14 protein-coding genes, 6 tRNA genes and 1 pseudogene are annotated in these 15,192 nt (G+C 54.4%); 3 read left to right on the forward strand and 18 right to left on the reverse strand.

Going from position 1 to position 15,192, the window contains the following annotated elements; genetic code table 11:
* Nucleotides 1-15: 15 nt before the first annotated feature.
* The 7 genes from FJD38_RS03415 to FJD38_RS03445 all read right to left on the reverse strand — a co-directional run bounded on the left by FJD38_RS03415 (nt 16) and on the right by FJD38_RS03445 (nt 1,819).
* Complete coding sequence (locus FJD38_RS03415) at nt 16-957, reverse strand: fatty acid desaturase (protein WP_146383922.1); 942 nt, start codon at nt 955-957, stop codon at nt 16-18.
* Between the two features lie 191 nt (nt 958-1,148).
* Nucleotides 1,149-1,224 (reverse strand) — tRNA-Gly (locus FJD38_RS03420).
* A 5-nt stretch (nt 1,225-1,229) separates the two neighbouring features.
* Nucleotides 1,230-1,305 (reverse strand) — tRNA-Glu (locus tag FJD38_RS03425).
* 102 nt (nt 1,306-1,407) lie between these two features.
* Nucleotides 1,408-1,483: transfer RNA gene (locus FJD38_RS03430), tRNA-Gly, on the reverse strand.
* Between the two features lie 5 nt (nt 1,484-1,488).
* Nucleotides 1,489-1,564: transfer RNA gene (locus FJD38_RS03435), tRNA-Glu, on the reverse strand.
* 101 nt (nt 1,565-1,665) lie between these two features.
* A tRNA-Gly gene (locus FJD38_RS03440) sits at nt 1,666-1,741 on the reverse strand.
* Between the two features lie 2 nt (nt 1,742-1,743).
* A tRNA-Glu gene (locus tag FJD38_RS03445) sits at nt 1,744-1,819 on the reverse strand.
* Nucleotides 1,820-2,209: 390 nt separating this feature from the next.
* Between FJD38_RS03445 and FJD38_RS03450 the strand changes: the two genes are divergently transcribed.
* On the forward strand, nt 2,210-2,965 hold the full coding sequence (locus FJD38_RS03450; protein WP_208727490.1) for a hypothetical protein: 756 nt from the start codon (nt 2,210-2,212) through the stop codon (nt 2,963-2,965).
* A gap of 144 nt (nt 2,966-3,109) precedes the next feature.
* Here FJD38_RS03450 and FJD38_RS03455 read toward each other — a convergent pair whose 3' ends face one another.
* Entirely contained in the window at nt 3,110-3,454 is a 345-nt protein-coding gene (locus tag FJD38_RS03455; protein WP_146383925.1) for a YggL family protein, read from the reverse strand.
* Nucleotides 3,455-3,686: 232 nt separating this feature from the next.
* On the opposite strand from FJD38_RS03455, the gene dacB reads away from it, so the two are divergent.
* Nucleotides 3,687-5,153 (forward strand): D-alanyl-D-alanine carboxypeptidase/D-alanyl-D-alanine endopeptidase, encoded by a 1,467-nt coding sequence (gene dacB, locus FJD38_RS03460; protein WP_122784579.1) that lies wholly within the window; start codon nt 3,687-3,689, stop codon nt 5,151-5,153.
* Nucleotides 5,154-5,224: 71 nt separating this feature from the next.
* Here dacB and rlmKL read toward each other — a convergent pair whose 3' ends face one another.
* Nucleotides 5,225-7,495, reverse strand: coding sequence for a bifunctional 23S rRNA (guanine(2069)-N(7))-methyltransferase RlmK/23S rRNA (guanine(2445)-N(2))-methyltransferase RlmL (gene rlmKL, locus FJD38_RS03465; protein WP_122784580.1), 2,271 nt, complete (start codon nt 7,493-7,495; stop codon nt 5,225-5,227).
* Between the two features lie 539 nt (nt 7,496-8,034).
* On the opposite strand from rlmKL, the gene rmf reads away from it, so the two are divergent.
* The gene (gene rmf / locus FJD38_RS03475; RefSeq protein ID WP_019827662.1) at nt 8,035-8,250 is read left to right on the forward strand and encodes a ribosome modulation factor; all 216 of its coding nucleotides are present in this window, start codon (nt 8,035-8,037) and stop codon (nt 8,248-8,250) included.
* 131 nt (nt 8,251-8,381) lie between these two features.
* Here the strand turns inward: rmf and FJD38_RS03480 are convergent, their stop codons facing one another.
* The 9 genes and pseudogenes from FJD38_RS03480 to FJD38_RS03515 form a co-directional block, all read right to left on the reverse strand.
* The gene (locus tag FJD38_RS03480) at nt 8,382-9,407 is read right to left on the reverse strand and encodes a quinone-dependent dihydroorotate dehydrogenase (protein WP_122784581.1); all 1,026 of its coding nucleotides are present in this window, start codon (nt 9,405-9,407) and stop codon (nt 8,382-8,384) included.
* Nucleotides 9,408-9,527: 120 nt separating this feature from the next.
* Nucleotides 9,528-9,971 carry an OmpA family protein gene (locus FJD38_RS25105; protein WP_425281165.1) on the reverse strand — a complete coding sequence of 148 codons (444 nt, stop codon included), beginning with the start codon at nt 9,969-9,971 and terminating at the stop codon, nt 9,528-9,530.
* Nucleotides 9,966-10,505, reverse strand: a pseudogene (locus FJD38_RS25110) (OmpA family protein); the annotation flags it as partial. The gene FJD38_RS25105 and the pseudogene FJD38_RS25110, both read right to left, overlap by 6 nt.
* Before the next feature lie 106 nt (nt 10,506-10,611).
* The gene (gene sigX, locus FJD38_RS03490; RefSeq protein WP_122784583.1) at nt 10,612-11,202 is read right to left on the reverse strand and encodes an RNA polymerase sigma factor SigX; all 591 of its coding nucleotides are present in this window, start codon (nt 11,200-11,202) and stop codon (nt 10,612-10,614) included.
* A 90-nt stretch (nt 11,203-11,292) separates the two neighbouring features.
* The gene (locus tag FJD38_RS03495; RefSeq protein ID WP_122784584.1) at nt 11,293-12,117 is read right to left on the reverse strand and encodes a mechanosensitive ion channel family protein; all 825 of its coding nucleotides are present in this window, start codon (nt 12,115-12,117) and stop codon (nt 11,293-11,295) included.
* A gap of 2 nt (nt 12,118-12,119) precedes the next feature.
* On the reverse strand, nt 12,120-12,365 hold the full coding sequence (locus FJD38_RS03500; RefSeq protein ID WP_122784585.1) for a CrfX protein: 246 nt from the start codon (nt 12,363-12,365) through the stop codon (nt 12,120-12,122).
* Between the two features lie 63 nt (nt 12,366-12,428).
* Entirely contained in the window at nt 12,429-13,424 is a 996-nt protein-coding gene (locus tag FJD38_RS03505) for a CorA family divalent cation transporter (RefSeq protein ID WP_122784586.1), read from the reverse strand.
* Nucleotides 13,425-13,448: 24 nt separating this feature from the next.
* Complete coding sequence (rraA, locus tag FJD38_RS03510) at nt 13,449-13,940, reverse strand: ribonuclease E activity regulator RraA (protein WP_122784587.1); 492 nt, start codon at nt 13,938-13,940, stop codon at nt 13,449-13,451.
* A gap of 254 nt (nt 13,941-14,194) precedes the next feature.
* Nucleotides 14,195-15,139, reverse strand: coding sequence for an alpha/beta fold hydrolase (locus tag FJD38_RS03515; protein ID WP_146383928.1), 945 nt, complete (start codon nt 15,137-15,139; stop codon nt 14,195-14,197).
* Between the last annotated feature and the right edge of the window lie 53 nt (nt 15,140-15,192).

A 15,192-nucleotide genomic window follows, 5' to 3' on the forward strand; every position in this document is an offset into this window, starting at 1 on the left:
GGTCTCCGTGCTCTATTAACTGAAGGGATGCTGCGGGCTGTCGATGACGCGCACGCTGTTGTTACGCAGGAACACGCCATAACCCTCAACCAGAAAGCCGCCACTGCGCTGTACCCATTGTTCACGACGCGCTCTGTAGACCTTGGGCAGATGAAACCATGGCAAGCCCGGCAGGTCATGATGAACCAAATGCAAATTCAGATTGAGAAACAACCAGCGCCATGGCCAGCCAGCTTCATTAAGTACCGTCCGGTGTTCAGGGAGAACTGCCGGCCGATGCTCATAGTAAGAACGAAGTGCGCCCACAGAAAGTGCGGGGACCGTCACCAGAAAAACGTATTGAGCAATTGATAACACGCTGTAATGGGCAATGTAAGCAAACATCAACAGGGTGAAAAAGCCGTGGGTCAGCCACATACGCCATGCCTGTCGGTCTCCTTGACCTAAGCGCGTGAGCTCTTTTGCCGCGAGGCCGAACAACGCCAGCGGTGGCCCGACCAGCAATCGCCCGACTACGGTTTTGTTCAGCCAAAGTACTCCCCGCATTAATGCAGGGGCTTGCAGCCATTGGTTACGCTTGAGGTAACGACTTTCCGGATCCATGCCGGGCAACGTCAAGTCGTGGTCGCGGTGATGCTCCAAGTGGCTGTCGCGGTACAAGGTATACGGGTACCAGAGGGCAAAGGGGGCATACCCCAGCAACTTGTTCAGCCATTGAAAGGCGGTGGGATGACCATGCAACAGCTCGTGTTGCACGGACATCCACAACACGACGACCGGGATCAGTAATACGGTTGTCCAGAAGACACCTATCAGCGGGCTGTAAAACAGCAACGCAAACCATGCGCCGGGAACCGCAATCAGTAACAGCCAGGTTGGCCATTGGGTGCGACCGGTAAAACTGCGGGCCAGTGCTTGTATGTCCCGTTGCTGGGCTAGATCAAAAAAATGCGCCATCGTGAAGTTCAACAAAGAAGTGGAAGTCACCTCTGTGTGGCGCGAGCTGCGCATTTCTTGCAGATCGATTGGTTATTTGCTTAGCACTGACTGTAGAGAAGCATCACCTAAAAAAAGCAGGCACAAAAAAAGCAGCCCTTAGGCTGCTTTTCCGTGTTTTTTGAAACTGCGTAGCTCCAAAAAACAAAATTTGGAGCGGGAAACGAGACTCGAACTCGCGACCCCGACCTTGGCAAGGTCGTGCTCTACCAACTGAGCTATTCCCGCAATAATGGCGTCCCCTAGGGGACTCGAACCCCTGTTACCGCCGTGAAAGGGCGGTGTCCTAGGCCACTAGACGAAGGGGACGTTGCCCGAAACATACACTGTACATTTCAGTGCCAGGTCATTAACCGAAGTTAGTAACTTGGCTTTCACTCAACCCCGTCCGAAAACGAAGCTGCTTAAAAATGGAGCGGGAAACGAGACTCGAACTCGCGACCCCGACCTTGGCAAGGTCGTGCTCTACCAACTGAGCTATTCCCGCAATAATGGCGTCCCCTAGGGGACTCGAACCCCTGTTACCGCCGTGAAAGGGCGGTGTCCTAGGCCACTAGACGAAGGGGACGTTGCCCGAAATGCACACGTACATTTCAGTGCCAATCACATAACCTGAGTCAATGATCTGGCTTTCACTCAACCCCGTCCGAAAACGAAGCTGCTTAAAAATGGAGCGGGAAACGAGACTCGAACTCGCGACCCCGACCTTGGCAAGGTCGTGCTCTACCAACTGAGCTATTCCCGCAATGGCGTCCCCTAGGGGACTCGAACCCCTGTTACCGCCGTGAAAGGGCGGTGTCCTAGGCCACTAGACGAAGGGGACACGCTACAACTTCACTGGTTGCTGGCGTTTAGCTATTCGCTTTACGCTGCAATTGGCGCGCATTCTAGGGATGGATTTGAAAGGCGTCAACCCCATTCTGAAAATATATTGAAATCAATGACTTCCCTCTTCTACGCAAGCTTTCCTGCGCAGTACGTCGCTGAACTTCCGACGCGTGTATTCCGTCTCACTCCAAGGGGTTATGATTGCTTGGATTGAGTGATGGCACATTGCAGTCATTGCTCTTCAAGCTCCAGGTAGATAGTCCATAATCGAGAACACACTGCGCTTCCTTAATCTGCATCCAGAATACGTCCAACAGGCAATACTGCCTTGGCCCTGCATTCACCAGCAGACCACTTTGAAGAGGTTTTAACGTTGACTCCTTCCATGATCGCCCTGCTTGTCGTAGCCGGGATCGTACTGTTGATTGTCATTGCCTACCTGAACCATATGGTGGAGAACAACAAGCTGGAAAAAAACCGTCAGAAGGTCGAACTCAATGACCGTATTCGTCGGTGCAGCGAGGTCAACGAGACATTCCCGGGCCAATTGATGTCTGGGGCGCTCAAGCTTTTACTGACTCGTCTTGAGCTCAACGCGACACAACGGTTATTGCAACTGCAAAAAAACAGTGCCGCAACAAAAGCACGGGTTGCCGAACTCACCGCGTTGGTCGGGCAAGGCGAGTCAATTGCGGTCAATAACCCTCCACGCCCTATCCTTGCGGAGGCCACGGCCAAAGATGTTCGCTTTACGCTGGAAACTCTACACGGCCAAATCACGCGCGCGGCCAAAGATCACGTGCTGAGCAACGGCGAAGCCAAGGAGTGGCTAAAAGAGGTGCATCACCTGCTGGTGGTTCTGCATATCGAGTTCTTCAACAATCTCGGCCAGCTTTCGCTCCAGCAAAACCAGCCTGGTCAAGCACGTCTGGCTTTTGAACGTGGGGTGCAGTACTTGCGCCAACAGCCAGACACACGATACAGCACTCAGCTCGACGCTTTTGAAGTGCAATTGGCTCGCGCGAACACTCTTCTGCTGAACAAGTTTGAACCCGCAAAAGACGAGGCCAATGAGCTGGCTGAAGGGCTCAAAAGTGACGAGGTAGAAGGCGACTGGAAGAAAAAGGCGATTTACGATTAAACGCCGCGCAGCCTGAATGCAGGAGCCGTGCGCGAAATTGCACAGGACATTGCAGGCTATAAAAGCAAAGGTGTGATGAGTACCCGGAACGGGTCAGAGGGCAAAACACAAAAAGGCAGTCCAGGACTGCCTTTTTGTTTGACGTCAGGCTACCGGATTGATTGGCTTTTCCGGGTACCACACGTCCAACAGCGGGCTAACTTCAGCGCTGGTCAGCTCTGGGCGAGCTTTCAACCAGGCTTCAACAGCAGCACGCTGCTCTTCAGTGACCGAACCACGTTTCTGCAGGCAAACAAGACCGAAGTCGTCGCCGCCAACATAGCCAAGGCCGTTAGCTTCCATGGCTTCTTTCAAAAAGGCTTCCAGGAAAGCGTCGACAGCTTCATCCGACAGGTCTTCTTTGAAATCCAGGTTCAGCTCAAAACCCAGCTCCTGAAATTCATCAACGCACAATTTTTTGCGCAGACGCTGGGAACGATTAGTAGCCATTGAACAATCCTCTTAAGTAATAACGGCGGCACTTTACCAGCTTAAGCTCGCGTCTGCCCGGTTCCGTGCGAACGGTTCATCGTTTTCTGCTTATATTAAGCACGTGTCTTTGGCATGCCGATGCACAAGCTCACAAACCTTGGGGCATAATGCCGATACTTTTATGACCATCGAGGGCGTTTTTCGTCGTGCCCTCTTATTTTTCCCCCTCGCGTGCAGGGTTTTACTTCTTATGATCAAATCTTTACGACCACTGCTTCTCGCGGGCCTTTTTTTACCGCTCGCCTTCGGCGCTAACGCCGCCCCCGTCAACACCACGCTTTCGCCTAAAGTTCAGCAAGCGCTCAAAACCAATAAACTGCAAAACGATGCGCTGTCGCTGGTCATGATCCCGCTCAATGGCCCCGGTGTGCCTACCGTGTTCAATGCCGATGTGTCCATGAACCCCGCCTCCACCATGAAACTGGTGACCACGTACGCGGCACTTGAAATGCTCGGCCCGACTCATCAGTGGAAAACTGAGTTCTACACCGACGGCACCCTGAACAACGGCACGCTGCAGGGCAATCTGTACCTCAAGGGTGGCGGTGACCCCAAACTCAACATGGAAAAACTCTGGCTGCTGATGCGTGACCTGCGCGCCAATGGCGTCCAGCATGTCACCGGCGATCTGATACTGGATCGCAGCTTCTTTGAACAACCTCAACTTCCGGCGTTCAACGACGACGGCAACGATAAAAACAAGCCGTTCCTGGTCAAACCCGATGCGCTGATGGTCAACCTCAAGGCGTTGCGCTTTATCGCCCGTAATGATGCGGGCAAGGTGTTGATCTCGGTCGAGCCGCCGATTGCCAGCATCCGGGTCGACAATCAGGTGAAGGCCCTCAACAGCAAGCAATGCACCGGCGATGTCCGCTATAACCCCGTGCAACAAGCCGACGGTACTGTTCTGGTCACGGTCAGCGGCCAACTGGCCGATGGCTGCAACTCTCAGACCTACCTGTCCCTGCTTGATCACGCGACCTACACCGCAGGCGCCGTACGGGCCATTTGGAAAGAGTTGGGCGGCACCATTCAAGGCCAGGACCGTCAGGCCAGCGTGCCCAAAAATGCCAAATTGCTCGCTCGCGCCTACTCGCCGGACTTGGCCGAGATCATTCGCGACATCAACAAATACAGCAACAACACCATGGCTCAGCAGCTGTTCCTGAGCCTCGGCGCTCAGTTCCGCAATGATGCGGACGGCGACGACGCCAAAGCAGCTCAACGTGTCATTCGCCAGTGGCTGGCCAAAAAAGGCATCACGGCACCGCATCTGATCATGGAAAACGGCTCAGGCCTTTCACGTGCCGAGCGAGTCAGCGCACGTGAGATGGCACAAATGCTTCAGGCAGCCTGGAACAGCCCGTACGCCGCTGAGTTCATCAGCTCCATGCCGATTGCAGGCAAGGACGGCACCATGCGCAAACGCCTCAAAACGACAGCCATGAACGGTCAAGCCCATATCAAAACCGGCACCCTGAACACCGTACGGGCTATTTCCGGCTTTAGCCGTGACAGCAATGGCAACACCTGGGCGGTTGTCGCGATTCTTAACGACCCTCGCCCTTGGGGCGCCTCATCGATTCTCGATCAAGTCCTGCTCGATCTTTATCGCCAGCCAGCGCTGACCAACAACGCAGTCTCCATCGCCCAGTAAGGTTTTACAGACAATAAAAAACGCCCTTGATCTTGCGACCAAGGGCGTTTTTTTATCGCCTTAACACAGAATCATCGAGCCATGATTTTCCAGGCACGGTGGATTTTGCTGTTGCGGGCAAAGTCCGGATCAATAGTGCTGGCGGTAATTTCTTCAACCGCATAACGCGATTCCAGATGCTCATCCAGGATGAACTTGCGGAAGTTATTCGAGAAATACAGCACGCCGCCCGGCGCCAGACGCGCCATGGCCAGATCCAGCAGTTGCACGTGATCGCGCTGGACATCAAAGATGCCTTCCATGCGTTTGGAGTTCGAGAAGGTCGGTGGATCGATAAAGATCAGGTCGTACTCTTCACGGCAGGCGTCCAGCCACACCATCACATCGCCCTGCTCCAGACGGTTCTTGTCAGAAAAACCATTCAGGGACAAGTTGCGACGCGCCCAGTCCAGATAGGTCTTGGACAAGTCAACGCTGGTGGTGCTGCGCGCTCCGCCTTTAGCCGCATGCACACTGGCCGTCGCGGTGTAGCAATACAGATTGAGGAAGCGCTTGCCACTGGCTTCTTTCTGGATACGCATGCGCATAGGCCGGTGATCGAGAAACAAACCGGTGTCCAGGTAGTCAGTCAAGTTAACCAGCAGCTTCACGCCGCCTTCATTGACCTCGGTGAACTTGCCCTGTGCGCTTTGACGCTCGTACTGCTTGGTGCCGCTCTGGCGCTCGCGGCGCTTGACGATCACGCGGCTCTTGTCGATGTTCAGCGCTTGAGGAATAGCCGCCAGTGCATCGAACATACGGGCCGAGGCTTTTTCCGGATCAATGGATTTGGGTGCCGCATATTCCTGCACGTGAACCCAATCGTGATACAGGTCGATGGCCATTGAGTATTCAGGCATATCGGCATCGTAAACCCGGTAGCAATCGATGCCTTCACGCTTGACCCACTTGCTCAGCGCCTTGAGGTTCTTTTGCAAGCGGTTGGCAAACATCTGCCCGCCTTCACTCAAGCGCGGCTGTTCGATCACCACCGGAGCAGGCTTGATCGGGTTACCGTTCTTGTTGAACTTCTCGTACTTGGTCGGCGCTTCGATGTTGGACGGCAGGTCGGACTCGGCCTGCTCTCGCTCGGCTTGACGCTGTTCAGGAGTGCGACGCTCGCCTGTGACGAACTGATCCGGCACGACTTTGATCAACAACAGCTTGCACGGTAACGCACCGTTCCAGAACGAATACTGTTTATGGCTGCGAATACCCATGCGCTTGCCCAAATCCGGGGCACCCGTGAAAACCGCTGCCTCCCAGTTCAGACAGGCCTGACGCAGGCGCTCACCCAGATTCTGGTAGAGGTAAAGCAGGCTTGCCTCGTCCCCCAGACGCTCGCCGTACGGAGGGTTACAGATAACCAGACCTTTCTGGTTCTGATCCGGACGCGGCTCAAAAGTGGCCACTTCGCCCTGATAGATTTTGATCCAGTGGCTTAAACCGGCACGTTCAATGTTGTTACGTGCAGGCTGGATAAGACGCGGGTCGGCTTCATAACCACGGATCCACAGAGGCGGTTTGGCCATGCCAATTTCGGCACGCTCGGTGGCCTCTTCGTGGAGTTTTTTCCAGATCGCCGGAATATGCCCCAACCAGGCATCAAAACCCCAATGGATACGGTTGAGGTTGGGCGCCATATCGGCAGCAATCATCGCGCCTTCGACCAGGAATGTACCCACGCCACACATCGGGTCAGCCAACGCAGCGCCTTCAGCTGCCATGCGTGGCCAGCCAGCACGAATCAGGATAGCGGCCGCAAGGTTCTCTTTGAGCGGTGCCGCACCTTGCTGCAGACGGTAGCCACGCTGGTGCAGGCTGCTGCCTGACAGATCCAGGGACAGAATCGCCTCGCCGCGGTCCAGACGCAGGTGAATGCGCAAGTCCGGGCTGAATTTATCAATGGATGGGCGCTCACCGGACGGCGTGCGCAGTTTGTCGACGATGGCATCCTTGACCTTCAACGCACCGAAGTGCGTGTTGTCGATGCCCGAACCGTGGCCACTGAACTCAACAGCCAGCGTACCGTCCGGCACCATATGGTCATGCCATTCAACATCCAGTACGCCGTGATACAGGTCCTCAGCGTCTTTCATAGGGAAGCGCTTGAGCACCAACAAGACACGGTTGGCCAGGCGCGACCAAAGGCAGAGGCGATAGGCGGTTTCCATATCCGCGACACCTCGAATGGCCGAGGTATGCTCGCGGGCTTCCTCAAGACCAAGGCCGGTAGCCTCCTCAAGGAGAAGGCCTTCAAGGCCTTTGGGGCAAGTAAGGAAGAGTTCGTAACGATCCGACATGGAATTCCTGAGCTTTAAGCTATCAGTGAGAAGGCAACGCATCGCCTGCTCCGTTTTCAATCAAGCGCTTTTCTTGAAGAGCGCTCGTGTGGCACGAAACTGTGCCGTTCCACCCCGGCGACCACCCGGCCCGAAGGCACAAGGAGTTTAGACGCAGAGACAGTTCATTCATTCAGAAACAATGTGACATGTTCAGACCCTTCGTCGAATAGTACCCGATCATTGAGGGTGGCTATTCACTGCAGAGAATGACACGCATCCTCTTTGCAAGGGCTCGCCCTGTCAGGCTTTAGTCGCTTTTGGGCCAGCAAAACAGGCCTTTCTTATGGCCTTAACACCATTATCGTTACGTCCTTATGACAAAACGATCATTCACACACCTTGGCTCATTGGTTAGAAATGAACACAGGTTGTCACCGCACAGGCGGCAACAAAATGCTCGCCACGCCGGCAGCGAGCACACCAACGGCAGAACACTCTGCCCCGACCTCTGGTAGGTCGACGCTATACAAACAGTCAACAAGTGAGGGCAACACCCTATGAGAAGACTTAAGCGTGATCCGTTGGAAAAAGCATTTTTACGCGGATATCAATATGGCGTTCATGGAAAATCCCGTGAGCTTTGCCCTTTTACTCTACCGTCGGTACGTCAAGCCTGGATTAACGGCTGGCGAGAAGGACGCGGCGACAACTGGGACGGTATGACAGGCACTGCGGGCATCCACAGACTTAACGAACTTCACGCCGTCGGCTAACTCTGGGCACACTCCGACATCACCTTTAAGACGCACCGACTTAACCATGCCGTCCTATCCAGGCGGCGGGCTGCGGCCCAAGGGCTCCTTGATGGAGCCCTTTTTATTGCCCGACTATTGGATCTGGTCGATTACTTGCGGGCAAGTGCCGTAATAGCGTCGACAGACTCTCTGATCAGGGCCGGGCCTTTATAAATAAAGCCAGAGTAGATTTGCACAAGACTGGCACCTGCAGCGATTTTCTCAGCTGCGTGCTTGCCTTCAGTAATACCGCCCGCAGCGATGATAGGCATACGACCAGCCAGCTCGGCTGCCAGTACTTTAACCGTGTGGGTGCTCTTTTCACGCACGGGCGCACCCGATAAACCACCGGCTTCATCACCGTGCTCCATGCCTTCAACACCCACGCGGCTTAACGTCGTGTTGGTGGCGATTACGGCGTCCATACCCGTTTCAAGCAATGCCTGAGCCACGAGAACGGTCTCTTCATCAGTCATGTCCGGCGCGATTTTAATGGCCAGTGGTACACGCTTGCCGTGTCGCTCGGTCAGTTCTTTCTGACGGATTTGCAAGGCTTCAAGTAACTGCTTGAGCGAATCACCAAACTGCAAACTGCGCAGCCCGGGGGTATTCGGCGAGCTGACGTTGACGGTCACGTAGCTGGCGTGGGCATACACTTTGTCCAGGCAGATCAAATAGTCATCGACTGCGCGCTCAACCGGCGTGTCAAAATTTTTGCCGATATTAATGCCCAGAATGCCGTTGTATTTAGCCGCTTGAACCCGCGCCAGCAGATGATCAACCCCAAGGTTGTTGAACCCCATACGGTTGATGATGGCTTGCGCTTGCGGCAACCGGAAGATGCGTGGCTTGGGGTTACCTGGCTGAGGGCGTGGCGTCACGGTGCCCACCTCTACAAAACCGAAACCCAATTGAGCAAAGCCATCGATGGCCGAGCCGTTTTTGTCCAGACCCGCAGCCAGGCCGACCGGGTTTGGAAAGTCGAGCCCCATTACATTAACCGGCAGTCTGGCCGGGGCCTTGCACAACAAACCATTAAGCCCCAGCCGGCCACCCGCACCGATCAAGTCCAGAGACAGGTCGTGAGAGGTTTCGGGGGACAGTTTGAAGAGCAACTGGCGGGCCAGGTTATACATGGGTTCAATGGTCTCGAGGCTGACAGAAAGAGGGCGCAATTATAGCTGCGCTGTACGGCAAATCACAGGCAAAGAAAAACCCGGCCTGAGCCGGGTTTTTCTGAACAGCCTAGCTAAAAATTACTTAGCTTCAGCTTGAACGGTAGCTTCTACGCGACGGTTCAGAGCACGGCCTTCAGCAGTTGCGTTAGTAGCAACTGGGTTTGCTTTACCGTGACCAACAGCGTCTACACGGTTAGAAGCAACACCTTGGTTAACCAGAGCTGTACGAACGGCGTCTGCACGACGTTGCGACAGTTTCAGGTTGTAGGCATCGGTACCAACGCTGTCGGTGTAACCAGCAACAGTCGTGGTGGTCGATGGGTACTGCTTCATGAAATCAGCAACGTTGTTGATGTCAGGCATGTACTGCGACTTAACGTTAGCCTTGTCGAAGTCGAATTTCACGTCCAGTTCAACGCGAACAACTTCAGCAATCGGAGCTTCTGGTTCTGGCTCAGCGATTGGTGCTGGAGCTGGAACTGGAGCCGGTGCAACTTTACCGCCGTTGCCGCCGAAGTTCACACCCAGGCCAACGGTAGGAGCGTAGTCCCACTTGCCGTTGTCCAGTTTGTAGTCAGCTTCAACGCCTGCACGAGCGAAGATGTTGTTAGTGATGTACCACTTAACACCAGCGCCAGCAGTCAGGAAAGTCGACTTGTCACGACCGCTGTGACCGTCATCTTCTACGTTGGTCATGCTCTTGTGAGCAACACCACCGGAAACGTATGGACGCAGAGCGTCGCCAACGTCACGGAAGTGGTACTGAGCGTTCAGACCAAAGTTGTCGCCTTTGATTTTCTGGTGGCCAGTGCCGTCATTCGAACGGGTGTGGTTGGTCTTGTCGTAGGTCAGGTTCAACGAGACGTCGTCGGTAATGAAGTAACCGATCGATGCGCCTGGGTTGTAACCGTCTTCAACGTGGTCGACGCTGTCGTTGTACTGTTTTTTGTAGAACAGTTCACCCTCGACCGCGCCTTGGCCTTGTGCCAGGGCACCGAACGAAGTTGCGGCTACAAAGGAACCAATGGCAATGCCCAAGGTGTTTTTCAGTTTCATCCGTTAAATCCCCATCTGGTGATTGTAAAGCAGTCCCACATACCGGGGGACAACTCGGCGACAAGTCTATCAGACCTTGCCTACACGTAGATCCATTTGCACTGAACTAAGTTTCAGCATTATCCGCAAATTTCTCACGTAATTTGTCAAGAGCACGCTTGTACCGCATCTTCGTCGCGCTCAAACCCATATGCATTATGTCTGCGATTTCCTGAAATTCCAGTTCTGCGACGAAACGCAGCACTAAAATTTCGCGATCAATCGGATTCACGTGCACCAGCCAGCGATCAAGTCCGCCCTTTTCCTCAGGTTTCGGCGCCTTTTCTTCAGACGCTTCCTCGAGGGGATCAATACTTAATGCGTCCATCAAGCGACGCTTTCGCCGTTCCTTTCGATACTGTGTAATGCATTCGTTGTAAGTGATGCTATAGAGCCATGTCTTGAATTTCGATTTGCCTTCGAAATTCTTTAGACCATACAGCACCTTGAGCATGACTTCCTGACAGACATCATCTGCGTCTCTATCGTTCCCTAAATACCTTGAACATACGTTGAACAAAGTGCGTTGATAACGCCGCATCAGCTCTTCGTAGGCCCGCGTGACGTGGAACAACTCATCATGCGCGCGCGCCACCAACTCCTCATCAGAGAGCTCGCGGGGATCGTAGCGCATGGACAGCGGTTGTGCTTTATTCAAAACGAGTCGTGCCGACAGTCAGGTCAATGTCCGCCGCAGCCTGACAAGCAGGCAGTAACGCGGCGGCATACAGTATCAGGGTTTACCGCATTAGCGGCGCGTCACGTGCTGCTCAAGCAAAGTCCGATTAGAGAGGGAGACTAGCTCACCCTCATCAGTCAGCAACGTGGTTTTAACCGTACCGATTTCCTCTATCTGACCTTCTACCGCCCCCACTCGAATGTCCTGCCCAACCTGATACAGCTCACGCACATAGATCCCGGCAAGAATCTGCCCGGCAATTTCTCGACTACCCAGCCCCATGGCCAATGCAACTGCCAGGCCTACCGTGATCAATACAATCACAATCACGTGGTTCAGAAGGTCGGTTTTGACCTCCAACTGACTGATCGCCACCGAAATACTGATGATGATCACAAGCCCTTGGGCAACCCGCCCCAAGCCTGCAGCGTAATCAAAACCGACACTCTCGGCAGCGCCGCGTACCAGGCCATTAAGCAGTTGCGCCAACAATACGCCAGCCAGCAACACTAAAATGGCACCGAATACTTTTGGCAAATACAGCGTAAAGATATCCAGCGTAGCTGAAACTCGTTCGAGCCCCAGAGACTGAGCCGCCGAAACAAGAAATATCAGAAGTATGAACCAGTAGACAATTTTGCCAATCAAAGTGGAAATAGGCACTTTGATACCGGCACGGCCGAGAATTTTAGTCAGTCCTGTTCCGCCCATCAAGCGATCAAGACCCAACTTGGCAAGCAATTTGGACAACAGGGCATCAAGCAGTTTGGCAACCACGAAACCCAGCAGTACGACCACCAACGCCCCGAAAAGGTTCGGAATAAAGTTGGCAATTTTGGTCCACAAGGCAGTCATTGCCGTGACCAGGCTCTGGGTCCAGAGATCAAGTTCCATGTTCAATCAGCCTTATCAGCAGGGCGAGCAGCAGGTTTGCGCCGCGAAACGGGCGCAATATGAGCTGAACCGCTATTCAAAGCAATCATCAGTGCCTGTACCCAACGCCCCAGCAAGCTGAAAAGATCACCCGCACCGACCTGGCGGTTAGCGGTTTTCAGTACTCGACCCAGGCACGCGTCATCGTCACGGGTAGACGCGGGCGCCTTGAGCATGTCACGTAGCGATTGTTCAAACGGATCGTGCATAAGCACCTCTCGATATGTCAGTAAAAGACGCGAGCAACTTTGACGGCGTCACATTTGCCCCGCTCATAGCCACTGCAACCGACGGTAAAACCACCATTGGCCCACACCAATCACCAGCATTAAAAGACAGGTCACCGCGAACCCGTAGGAATCATTTGAGAACGGCACCCCGCCCACGTTAATGCCCAGCAAACCGGTGATAAAGGTGATCGGCAAGAAGATTCCGGTCAGCACGCCAAAGCGGTACATGATGCGGCTCATGCGCACATTCAAGCGCCGGTCCTCGGCCTCCAGAACCAGCCCCACGCGCTCGCGCGTGAGTTCCAGCTCCTCAAGATAGCGGGTGAGGCTGTTGTTCAGTTCGTTCCAGTAATCGGCATCATCCGGACTGAACCACGGTAATTTGGTACGGGTCAGCTGACCGAAAATATCCCGTTGCGGAGCTAGGAATCGACGCAAGGCAGCCGCCCTGCGACGGATCTGCAAAATGGAGCCGTGCTCAGGCGTATACCGTTCGTCGGCATCTATTTTATCTTCTTCGTCATCGACGATTTCTGATAGCTCGCCGATCAAGTCCTGCACTTTTAATGTCAGGTGCTGGGCCAGATAAAGAATCAATTCAGAGGGATTATTCGGCCCTTCACCTTGGGAAAACTCCCCGAGCAGTTCATCGGTGGCGCGTAACGGACGCATACGCAGCGATATAACCCGCTGCGCACTGCCAAAAATACGCAGCGAGACCATGTCTTCAGGTTCTGCACCGGGGTTCAGATTGACCCCGCGCAAAAACAACAGGAATTCGTTGTTGGGCAGCGTCAACAACCGCGGACGGGTATTTTCCTCGAGGAGCAAATCACAGCTGAAATCGCTAAGGCCGCTGGAATCGCGCAACCAGCTCTGGGTCTGCGGGTGGCTGCGATCCCAATGCAACCAGATACTCTCGTGAGGTTGCAGTTGCAGATCGTCCAGCTCGGTGCGGGCAATAGAGCGCGCCCCACCTTCACCGTCCAGCACCAGGGCGTGCACCAGGCCCCATTGCGCGTTTTCGTCCTCGAACATCCGTGATCCTTAGTGGAAATGCGTTTAGCCCGGCATCTTCAAGGCTGATGGCGAAACGATAATGCCATTGTTATCGGCATAAATGAATTCACCGGGGCGAAATGTAACGCCCGCAAAGGTCACAACCACATTCAAATCACCGATGCCGCGCTTGTCGGTTTTCATCGGGTGGCTGGCCAATGCCTGCACGCCTAGATCGGTTTGGGCAATCACATCCACGTCGCGAATACAGCCGTAGATCACCATCCCTTCCCAACCATTTTTCGCCGCTTTCTCTGCGATCATGTCGCCCAATAACGCCCTGCGTAGTGAACCGCCACCATCTACTACCAATACTTTCCCTGCGCCATTGAGCTCAGCCTGCTCTTTGACCAGGGAATTATCTTCAAAGCATTTGACGGTTACGATCTCTCCGCCGAAAGAATCATGACCGCCAAAGTTGCTGAACATGGGCTCAAGCACTTGCACCAGCTCAGGGTAGGCATCACACAGATCGGGAGTGCAGTAGTGATTCACGGGAAAGCTCCTGTTGGGAAGGACAGCAAGCAACACACTAGGGTTAAGGTATAGACGGTCTGGTGAAGACAGGTTTTACCCGTCGCGGCTATTCCTTGTCGAGAACTCATTAACCCCTTGCACGCTGAAAATGACCAAAAGCGCGCGCCGCGTCACATCCTAGCCACTAATGCGTACTTTGAAGGCAGCCCATATTGCACCCGTAGCCGCTGTCGAGGTACGAGGTTGCGATGGGCTGCGCGCAGGCCCAGCTTTTAGCAATCACGCAACCAATCGCGCACCAGCGGCCACACCTCTTTTTGAGCAGGCTGACTGACGAGCATTTCAACGTGACTGAAATCGGTACTAAAACCGTGCTCGCGCCCCAGCGCCACGAAGGTGCGCTGCGAGGAGCCCAACTGATCGTAGAGTTTTCGGCACGCCCACTCGGGCGTCAGCTTGTCACCTGTCGCGGCGACCGCCAGCACTGGCACCTGAACTTCGGCCAGGCCTGCCCACCAGTCACGCTCGGTGTCCTTGAAACGCCCCAAAAAGCCATTCCAGCGCAGGGCTTCCAGCGCGATACTGACAGGCTCATCCTCTGGCCCGCGCTTTAGACGCACGCCCGACAGATACCTGAAGCGCTTGAGCAGCAAATAAGCACACCACTGCACCGGCGGGATTTTCAGCCAGCCGTAACGGCGATTGATCTGGGTACCAAAAAACGCCGCCGATGCCACCAGGTCATCGTTGAGATACTGACCGCCAAGCGCCGCCGCAAGGCTGATGCCACCCTGAGAATGGCCGATCCAGTGTGGCGTTTGCCCACTTATCTCTCTGACAAAAGCACCTATTGCGGGTAAATCGTAACGGGCATAGTCAGCTACACGGTTCTTGTTCCAGTGAATATTGCGAGCCGACAAACCGTGACCGCGCATCTCGGGTAGCCACACATCAAAACCGGCACGCGCCAAAAAAGCGCCAAGCCCCACCCCTTTGGGCGAATACCAGAAGCGTCGGTTGGAAAAGCCGCCATGCAACAAAATGACCGGTACGCCGCGCGCGCTATCGCCGTCTGCCAGCCCAAGACGCGTGGCCACCAGCTCAACGGAAATATCGGGGCTGTTGGCGGGTTTCAAGCGATAAACGTCTTCGCTCAGATCGCCCCGACGCTCAGCGCTGATCAGGGCAACGGGAAAAAGATGACTGCTGCTTTGCATAATGCTCTTGCACAAAAAAGGGCGACTCCACACAGGAACTCGCCCTAGAACTG

This window comes from Pseudomonas saxonica, from assembly GCF_007858365.1.
In the GTDB taxonomy this organism is placed as follows: domain Bacteria; phylum Pseudomonadota; class Gammaproteobacteria; order Pseudomonadales; family Pseudomonadaceae; genus Aquipseudomonas; species Aquipseudomonas saxonica.